Origin of the sequence: Streptomyces sp. NPDC088194 (genome assembly GCF_040702025.1) — a bacterium.
Classification (GTDB): domain Bacteria; phylum Actinomycetota; class Actinomycetes; order Streptomycetales; family Streptomycetaceae; genus Actinacidiphila.
In genome coordinates this window covers 104,949-113,065 of the sequence record NZ_JBFBIV010000025.1, presented here as the reverse complement: position 1 = coordinate 113,065, position 8,117 = coordinate 104,949, and the positions used below count along the sequence as shown (strand labels likewise).

The 8,117-nt window shown below is 73.0% G+C and carries 4 protein-coding genes and 1 pseudogene; 3 read left to right on the top strand and 2 right to left on the bottom strand.

Annotated features, from left to right (window positions below; genetic code table 11):
• The first annotated feature begins 76 nt into the window (after positions 1-76).
• Positions 77-697 (top strand): chaplin, encoded by a 621-nt coding sequence (locus AB0399_RS16450; protein ID WP_366411763.1) that lies wholly within the window; start codon positions 77-79, stop codon positions 695-697.
• Positions 698-996: 299 nt separating this feature from the next.
• Here the strand turns inward: AB0399_RS16450 and AB0399_RS16445 are convergent, their stop codons facing one another.
• On the bottom strand, positions 997-1,185 hold the full coding sequence (locus AB0399_RS16445; RefSeq protein WP_328462000.1) for a DUF5703 family protein: 189 nt from the start codon (positions 1,183-1,185) through the stop codon (positions 997-999).
• A gap of 48 nt (positions 1,186-1,233) precedes the next feature.
• On the opposite strand from AB0399_RS16445, the gene AB0399_RS16440 reads away from it, so the two are divergent.
• Positions 1,234-1,842, top strand: coding sequence for a hypothetical protein (locus AB0399_RS16440; protein WP_329371213.1), 609 nt, complete (start codon positions 1,234-1,236; stop codon positions 1,840-1,842).
• 36 nt (positions 1,843-1,878) lie between these two features.
• Here AB0399_RS16440 and AB0399_RS16435 read toward each other — a convergent pair whose 3' ends face one another.
• Complete coding sequence (locus tag AB0399_RS16435) at positions 1,879-4,527, bottom strand: alpha-L-rhamnosidase C-terminal domain-containing protein (RefSeq protein WP_366411762.1); 2,649 nt, start codon at positions 4,525-4,527, stop codon at positions 1,879-1,881.
• A 320-nt stretch (positions 4,528-4,847) separates the two neighbouring features.
• On the opposite strand from AB0399_RS16435, the pseudogene AB0399_RS16430 reads away from it, so the two are divergent.
• Positions 4,848-7,190: pseudogene (locus tag AB0399_RS16430) on the top strand (GH92 family glycosyl hydrolase); the annotation flags it as partial.
• Positions 7,191-8,117 lie beyond the last annotated feature (927 nt).

Sequence of the window (8,117 nt, the reverse complement as noted above, 5' to 3'; positions counted from 1 at the left end):
GCCATTTCCGGGGGGTGCGGGGCATGGATGTTCCCTACCGCTCGGTGAAGAGTCGCAAGAAGGTAGGAACGAATCCATGCGTCAGGTCACGAAGAAGGGCCTGCTCACCGCGGTCGCCACGGGCGGGGTGCTCGCCGCGGCCGGCGGGCTCGCCCACGCGGACGCGGGTGCGGGCGGTGCGGCGGTCGGCTCGCCCGGCGTGCTGTCGGGCAACACCGTCCAGGCCCCGGTGCAGGTGCCGGTGAACGTCTGCGGCAACACGGTCGACGTGCTGGCCCTGCTGAACCCGGCGTTCGGCAACGAGTGCGGGAACAGCGACACGGGTACGGGCACGCCGGGCACCCCGGGTACGCCCGGCCACCCCGGTACGCCGAGCCACCCGGGGAAGCCGGGACACCCCGGCCACCCCGGTCACCCGGGTACGCCGAGCCACCCGGGTACGCCGAGCCACCCGGGGAAGCCGGGCAACTCCGGTACCCCCGGGAATCCCGGCACCTCGACGAACCCGGGCACCCCGACGAACCCGGGCGCCCCGGGCGGAGCCACCCCCGTGTCGCAGACCGGCACCCCCGCCGGCGCGACCACCCCCACCCTCGCCCAGACCGGCGCGGACGACATGGGAATGATCGCGGGCGCGGCCGGCGCGCTGCTCCTCGGCGGCGCCCTGCTCTTCCGCCGCGGACGCGCCGCGCGCTGAGCGGGGGACGGCAAGCCCAGCCCCTGTCAGCAGAGCCCGGACCTCGCGGTCCGTGGGTGGTCCCTCGCCCCGTTCTCCCCCCAGGGCCTGACGGGCCCTGGGAAGCACCCCCACGTGCCCCTTGATCAGCGCGGGCAGGGCGGGCAGCGCGGGCAGCGCGGGGCAAGCACGCGGCGGGCCGCGGTTGCACAGGGGCGCGGGGGGAGAACCAAGCGAGCAACCCTCCACAGACCGCGAGGTCCGGCGATCCACGGGGCGTGGCTACCCGGGCGGTCCCGTCACCTGACACCCCGGACTTCTCACCACGTGGCCCGCACCTGGCGGATGATCCGGCGGCGCAACCGCACTCTTCGGCTGCCGTCCGGGTACAACCGCACCCGGTCCAGCTCCCAGTGCCTGTACTCGGCTTCGTCGGTCAGCAGACGTGCCGCGTCCTTGCGCGAGGTACCGCGCGGCACGTACATCTCTCTGAATTCGTATTCCGGCATCGCAATCTATTGTGCGGGCAACGCCCCTGTGCGGATAGCGTCTGCTCCATGTCTGATGACGTGCAGCCCACCGTTGCCGAGGTCCGTGCCGCGGTAGAAGCGCTCAAAGCCGCGCTCGACCGCCACCTCGACGCGATCGAGAACCGTGCCGGGGACGACGACCCGTCCGTCTACGCGGCGTTCGAAGCTCTGGCCTCGGCCGCCGAGTCGTACGACGAGCTGCTGTACGACAGGTACGACGAGGTGACCCCGTTCGAGGTGCCCGCGGGCGACGGGGCGCCGGAGTACCGCGGCCCCGAGGACCCGGAGGCGATCAGCGTCCTGATCCGGCGCGACTACACCGTGGTCGAGCCGGAGCGGCTGCTCGCCCAGGCCCGGCGGGCCGCGGAGGGCGACGCGGAGGCCGGTGAGTCGGTCAACGCGGCCGTCGCGGCGGTCTTCGGCGAGTACGAACCCGACGAGATCGCCCAGCGGCACAAGGAGTTCGGGCTGGAGGAGGGCGACTCGACGCTGTGGGTGTGCGCCGCCGAGCCCACCGAGCCGGGGGAGTGGCTGGACGCGCCGTTCGACCAGGCCGACCCGCAGCTCGCGCTGTGCCGCTTCGACATGAGCCTGGTCTTCGAGGACGAGCTGGGCGGCGCGCTCGACCCGGAGTGAGCCGGGCGGCGGGGGGGGGGCCCCCCCGGCGCCCGCTCAGCCGGCCGGGCGGACGGACACCGTGCGGGTCCCGGCGGTCAGCCCGTCGAGCAGCACGCAGCCGTCCTGGGCCCGGGCGGCGTACGCCTTGGCCTTCTTTCCGTTCCACGCGAGCTTGCCGTCGACGTGCACCGTGACGTGGTGTCCGTCGGTGGGCAGGGCGACGCTGCCCCGGGTGCCGCGCGGCACCCGGACGGTCAGGGCGAACGTGCCCCGGCCGGGATGGTGCCAGTCCACCCCGAGCGGGCCGCGCGGGGTGGGCACCTGGCCGCGCGCCCAGGCGACCGAGCCGGGGCGGGGGCGCACCGACCAGGTGGTGAAGCCCGGCGCGGTCGGCCGGACGCCGAGCAACTCGTTGGTGAGCGCCGGCACCACGCCGGTCGACCAGCCGTGCGCCATGCTGGTGTACGAGCCTTCGTACAGCGAGCCGTCGGGGCCGATCCCCTCCCAGCTGGTGATGCCCGGGTCGTGGGTGTCCATCCAGCCGTAGGTGCGGCGGATCTGGTCCAGCGCGGAGTCCTCCCGGCCGCTGCGGAAGCGGGCGACCAGCTCCGGGTAGGAGGTGAAGGCGTAGACCCGCTGCGAGGCGCCGTCGAAGATGGTGTCGTTGTCCATGAAGGCGTTGCCGTACGGCAGTACCGTCGTGGCGTCCAGGTGGGCGAGGGCGGACGCGGCCCGGGTGGCGTCGGCCACGCCGGCGGTGATCGCGATCGCGTTGCCGTCCTGGGCGTGCCGGGCCGGGCCGCTGGAGGAGTCCAGGTAGGCGCCGGCTGCCGCGTCCCACAGGTGGGCGTTGACGGCGGCGGCGACGGTGGTCGCCCGGTCCGTCCAGCGGCCGGCGTCGGCGGAGTTGCCCAGGTACGTCGCGATCGAGGCGGCGTCGGTGAGGGCCTGCACGTAGTTGGCGTTGTAGTAGGTGATCTGGCCGGTGCGGCCGAGGAAGGCGTAGTCGCCGTACCCCGACGTGCCGTTGAGCCCCTTGCTGAGCAGGCCGTCCCCGTCGGTCACCGACGGGTACCAGGAGTCGAGCACCTTCGTCAGGTGCGGGTAGTAGCCGGTGGCGTAGGCGCGGTCGCCGGTGTGCAGGACGTAGTCCCAGCTGCAGGTCACCCACCACAGCGGATAGTCGAAGAGCGGCAGGGTGTAGCCGTTGATCGACGCCGGCGGTATCCAGCCGTCGGAGCGCTGGTGGTCGGCGAGGTCGGCGAGCACGTTGCGGGCGGCCGCGGCCGCGTCGTCGTGGGTGAGGTACAGGGTGCGGGCGGACACCGCCAGGTCGCCGACGTACGGGTCCCGGTCGCGCTTGGCGCCGTCCTGGAGGACCAGCTTGCCGTCCAGGGAGGGGCTGTCGGCGCCGCGGGGGTCGATGTCGTCGGACCGGAAGGTGTCGGTGACCAGCTCGTTGGTGTACGCGGCGCCGTACCAGTAGCGGTTGAGGTCGTCGTCGGCGCTGAGGAACCAGCCGGTGTAGGAGTCCGGGGTGCCGAGGTAGGCGGTGAACTCCAGCCACACCGCGTCGATCGACACCTCGCCCCAGGGCTGGGCGGCCGGCGCGTCGGAGGCGAGCGCGTCCAGGCTGATCTGCAGGTAGCGGAAGCCGTGCAGGCCGTCGGCGTAGACCTGGGTGCCGCTCTGGTAGCCCTTGGTGTCCTTCCAGTCGGCGCCGCCGGCCGGCACCGCGAACTGGTCGGTGCCCTGGGAGGGCACCCCGGACTGGTCGGCCCGGGTGAAGTCGCTGCGGTCGGTGAGGAACTGGACGGTCTCGGAGAACGCCAGCCGCACGCCGGGGGAGTTGCCCGAGGCGGAGGTGAAGGTGACGTGCGGGTAGCCCACCACGACCTTGCCGAAGTCGACCACCACCCGCGGGATGTCGTCGTCGGCCAGCAGCCCCGGGTACACCTCGTTGATCCGGGTGAACTCGCCCTGGGGCGTGCTCTGGTCGGCGGTGACGTTGATCCGCACCTGCGTGGTGGAGACCGCCGCGGCGAAGGGCACGGCCCGCCGCACGGACGTGTTGCCGGTGACGGTGGCGGCGGTCCGCCAGGCCGCGCCGTCCCAGGTCTCGACGGTGAAGTCGGCCGGCACGCCGTCGGAGTTGGACAGCAGCGTGATGCCCGGCAGGGACAGCGGCGCGGCCGTGGTGACGGTCAGGGTGTCCGGGTAGGCCGCGATCGTGTCGTCGTTCCAGAAGGTGCCGGGGTCGCCGTCGATCGCGTTGCCGGCGTCGTAGGTGCGCGGCTGCCCGTCGTCGCCGCCGTTGGGCGCGTGCGAGGACGAGGCGGTCGCCGTGGTGCCGTCCGGCCAGCGCGGCGGCTGCGCCGGCTGCGGGCGGCTCAGCACGGTGACGCCGCCGCCCGGTGCCAGCAGCGCCTGCGGGTCGGTGACCGCGCCGCTGCTGCGCAGCACGCTCACCGGCCGTACGGTCCGGCTGGACGGGCCCTGGACGTACTTCTGCCAGTCGCCGGTGTCGTGCGGGGCCGGGGCACCGGCCCCGCCGCGGTGGGCGCTGTCCGCGGCGGCGGTGCCGGCGGAGCCGAAGGTGAGCCCGGCGGCGGCCAGCGCGGCGCCGCCGAGCCCGGCCTTCATGACGGTGCGGCGCTGCGGTCCGGGCGGGCGGGGGCCTTCTCCCGCAGGGGTGTTGGGCATGGGGGCGGCTCCAGACGGGACGACGGTGTGAAACGTTTCAATGGTGGAGTGCGGCTTGAGGCTACAAGCACATCCGAGCTCCGTCCAGGTGTCGCGCCGGGCGAGCCTTCGCGGCCCGCCGGGGGTGCGCCGAGGCTTGAATCGATACGGACGCGGCGGCGCCGGACGGCTTCTGATCATCCGTCAGGCGCCGAACGCTTGACGCCGGGGCCCTTCGTCGTCAGGATTCCTGTCATTCTTGGCATGTCCCACGCCCCGGATTCCACCAGGCCCGGCCTGCATGGAGAGCTGACAACGTTGTCAACGAAGTGGAGTACACGATGACCCGACGGACGCGGCTGCGAAGAGCGGCCACCGCGGCAGTGGTCGCGCTCGCCGCGGCCTGCGCGGCGGCACTGCCGGCGCAGACCGCCTCGGCCGGCACGGCGAGCGCGGGCGGGGACCTGACCCACCTGGTGAACCCGTTCATCGGGACCCAGGACGACGGCAACACCTACCCCGGCGCCGCCGTGCCCTTCGGCATGGTCCAACTCTCCCCGGACACCGGCCACAACACCGGCTACGACTACAACCAGGACCACATCCTCGGCTTCAGCTCGGTGCACCTGTCCGGCGTCGGCTGCGGCCTCGGCGGCGACCTGCCGGTGCTGCCCACCACCGGCGACATCACCAGCACCGACGACGCGCAGTACGCGGCGCCGTACAGCCACGACGACGAGAGCGCGTCGCCCGGGTCGTACCAGGTGAAGCTCGGCACCGGCATCACCGCCGAGCTGACCGCGACCGCGCGCACCGGCTGGCAGCGCTACACCTTCCCCGCGACCGACAAGGCCAACGTCCTGCTCGACAGCGGCCAGGCGCTGCACAAGGTGACCAGCAGCACTGTGACCGTCGTGGACGACCGCACCGTGCTCACCGCGATCACCGGCAGCGGCTTCTGCCAGGACACCAAGCCGTACACGCTCTACACCGAGACCCGCTTCGACCGGCCGTTCGCCTCCTACGGCACCTGGAACGGCGGCACCGTCACCGCGGGCAGCGCCACGTCCACCTCCACCGGACGCGGCGGCGCCTACGTGCGGTTCGACACCACCAAGGACCGCGCCGTCACCGCCGTGACCTCGCTGTCGTGGACCGGCCCGGCCGGCGCCGCGAAGAACCTCGCCGCGGAGGGGCGCGGCAGCTTCGACCGGACCCGTGCCGCCGCCAAGCAGGCGTGGCAGGACCGGCTCGCGCAGATACGGGTGACCGGCGGCACCGACGAGCAGCAGCGCACCTTCTACTCGTCGCTGTACCGGTCCTTCCTCGCCCCGAACGTCGGCGACGACGTGGACGGCCGGTACACCGGCTGGGACGGCAAGGTGCACCCCGCGGACGGCATCACGTACTACCAGAACTGGTCGCTGTGGGACACCTACCGCACCCAGCAGCAACTGCTGTCGCTGCTGGCGCCGCGCGAGTCCCGGGACATGGCGCTGTCGCTGCTGCGGGTGGCCGACGAGAGCGGGCAACTGCCGCGCTGGGGCTACGGCACCGTCGAGACCAACATCATGACCGGCGACCCGGTGACCCCGTTCCTGGTCGACGCCTACCGGCAGGGCCTGCTGAAGGGCCACGAGGAGGAGGCGTACCGGGTGCTGAAGCAGCACGTCGACCACGCGGCGCCCGCCTCCTCGCCGTCCGCCGACCGCCAGGCCGACCCGGAGTACCTGGCCAACGGCTACGTGCCCTACGACCCGACCCGGCCGCAGACCAAGCCCGGTGACGACGACTACCAGCACGGGCCGTCCGCGACGCTGGAGTACGCGCTGGCCGACGCGGCGCTGGGCGGGATGGCGCGCGACCTGGGCCACAAGGCCGACGCCGCCACGTACCTGACCCGCGGCCAGAACTACCGCAGCATCCTCAACCCGGCCACCGGCTTCTTCCAGGCCCGCGACACCGACGGCGCGTTCGTCGGCCCGACCGACCCCGCCTCCAGCGTCGGCTTCCACGAGGGCACGTCCTGGCAGTACATGTGGCTGGTGCCGCAGGACCTGCCCGGCCTGCTCGACCAGATCGGCGGCACCTCCGCCGGGAACGATCGGCTGGACTCCTTCTTCGCCTACGACCAGTTGCTCAAGGACCCGGCCGGCACCGCCCGGAACGTGTGGGTCAACGGCCCCTACTCGTACTACAACCAGGACAAGTACAACCCGCAGAACGAGCCCGACCTCAGCGCCCCGTACACGTATCTGTCCACCGGGCAGCCGTGGAAGACCACCGACGTGGTGCACGCCGCGCTGACGCTGTTCACCGACGCGCCCAACGGGGTCACCGGCAACGACGACCTCGGCACGATGTCGGCCTGGCAGGTGCTGTCCGCGATCGGGATCTACCCGATGGCGCCCGGCACCGACGAATGGGGCGTGTCCACGCCGCTGTTCAGCCGGGTCGACCTCAGCCTGGACCGGACGTACTACCCGAGCGGCCGGCTGACCGTCACCGCGCCGGGCAGCAGCGACAGCGACCGCTACATCCAGTCCGCGCGCCTGGGCGGCAAGGCGCTCACCGACACCTACTTCACCACCGCCGACATCAAGGCGGGCAAGAACCTCGCGCTGACCCTCGGCACCTCGCCCTCGACCTGGGGCACCGCCAAGTCGGCCGCGCCGCCCGCCCTCGACCACGTGCCCGACAACCGTCGGCACACCGCCGCGGCCGCGAGCCCGGCCGCGCCCGGCATCCTCGCCGGGGCCAAGGCCACCGAGGTGGACGTGTCCGCGGTGCTCTCCGGGCCCGGCACGGTGTCCGGTTCGGTGGCGGTCTCCTCCGCCGGACCGCTGAGCGTCGACCCGGCGCGGACCTCCTTCACCGTCGAGTCCAAGTCCCTGCCCGCCACCCACGTGGTGCCGCTGCACGTCTCCGCCCCGGCGGGCACGCCCGACGGCACCTACCCGGTGACCGTCACGGTGAAGCAGGCCGGCGGGCCGACCGCGACCAGGACCGTACCGGTGTCGGTGACGACCGCGGGTTGCCAGGGCAGCAGCGGCTACTGCCCGCAGGACCTGTCCGGGCAGTACGACGTGGACGGGGTGAGCGCGGCGGGCGGCCCCGGCGCGGACTTCGACGGCACCGGCACCAGTTACCCGGCCGAACAGATGCCGACGCCCGGCACCGGGGTGCTGGCCGGCCGCGCCTACGACTTCCCGGACACCGCGGGCACCGCGAAGAACTTCGTCACCGCCCACGGCCAGACCGTCTCCCTGGTGCCGCGCGCCTACTCGGGGCTCGACGTGCTGCTCTCCGCGCACGGCGGGGACGTCACCTCGACCGCGACGGTGCACTACGCCGACGGCAGCAGCGCGCAGGTCGCGCTGAACGCCACGGACTGGGCGGCCGGTTCCCCGCGGCTCGGCGAGGACATCGCCGTGCACGCCGACAGCCGCTACAACAGCAGCGGCGCGCCGGACGGCGTCGCGGTCAACCTCTGGCACCTCTCCGTCCCGCTGGACAGCGGCAAGACCGCGCAGTCCGTCACCCTTCCCGACAACACGAACCTGGCGCTGTACGCGATCAGCGGGCACAACGCCTGACCGCGGCCGATCGTC

Excerpts from the sequence above, each read along its gene's own strand:
- AB0399_RS16435 (WP_366411762.1), bottom strand. The coding sequence starts at position 4,527 with ATGCCCAACACCCCTGCGGGAGAAGGCCCCCGCCCGCCCGGACCGCAG.
- AB0399_RS16440 (WP_329371213.1), top strand. The coding sequence starts at position 1,234 with ATGTCTGATGACGTGCAGCCCACCGTTGCCGAGGTCCGTGCCGCGGTA.
- AB0399_RS16445 (WP_328462000.1), bottom strand. The coding sequence starts at position 1,185 with ATGCCGGAATACGAATTCAGAGAGATGTACGTGCCGCGCGGTACCTCG.
- AB0399_RS16450 (WP_366411763.1), top strand. The coding sequence starts at position 77 with ATGCGTCAGGTCACGAAGAAGGGCCTGCTCACCGCGGTCGCCACGGGC.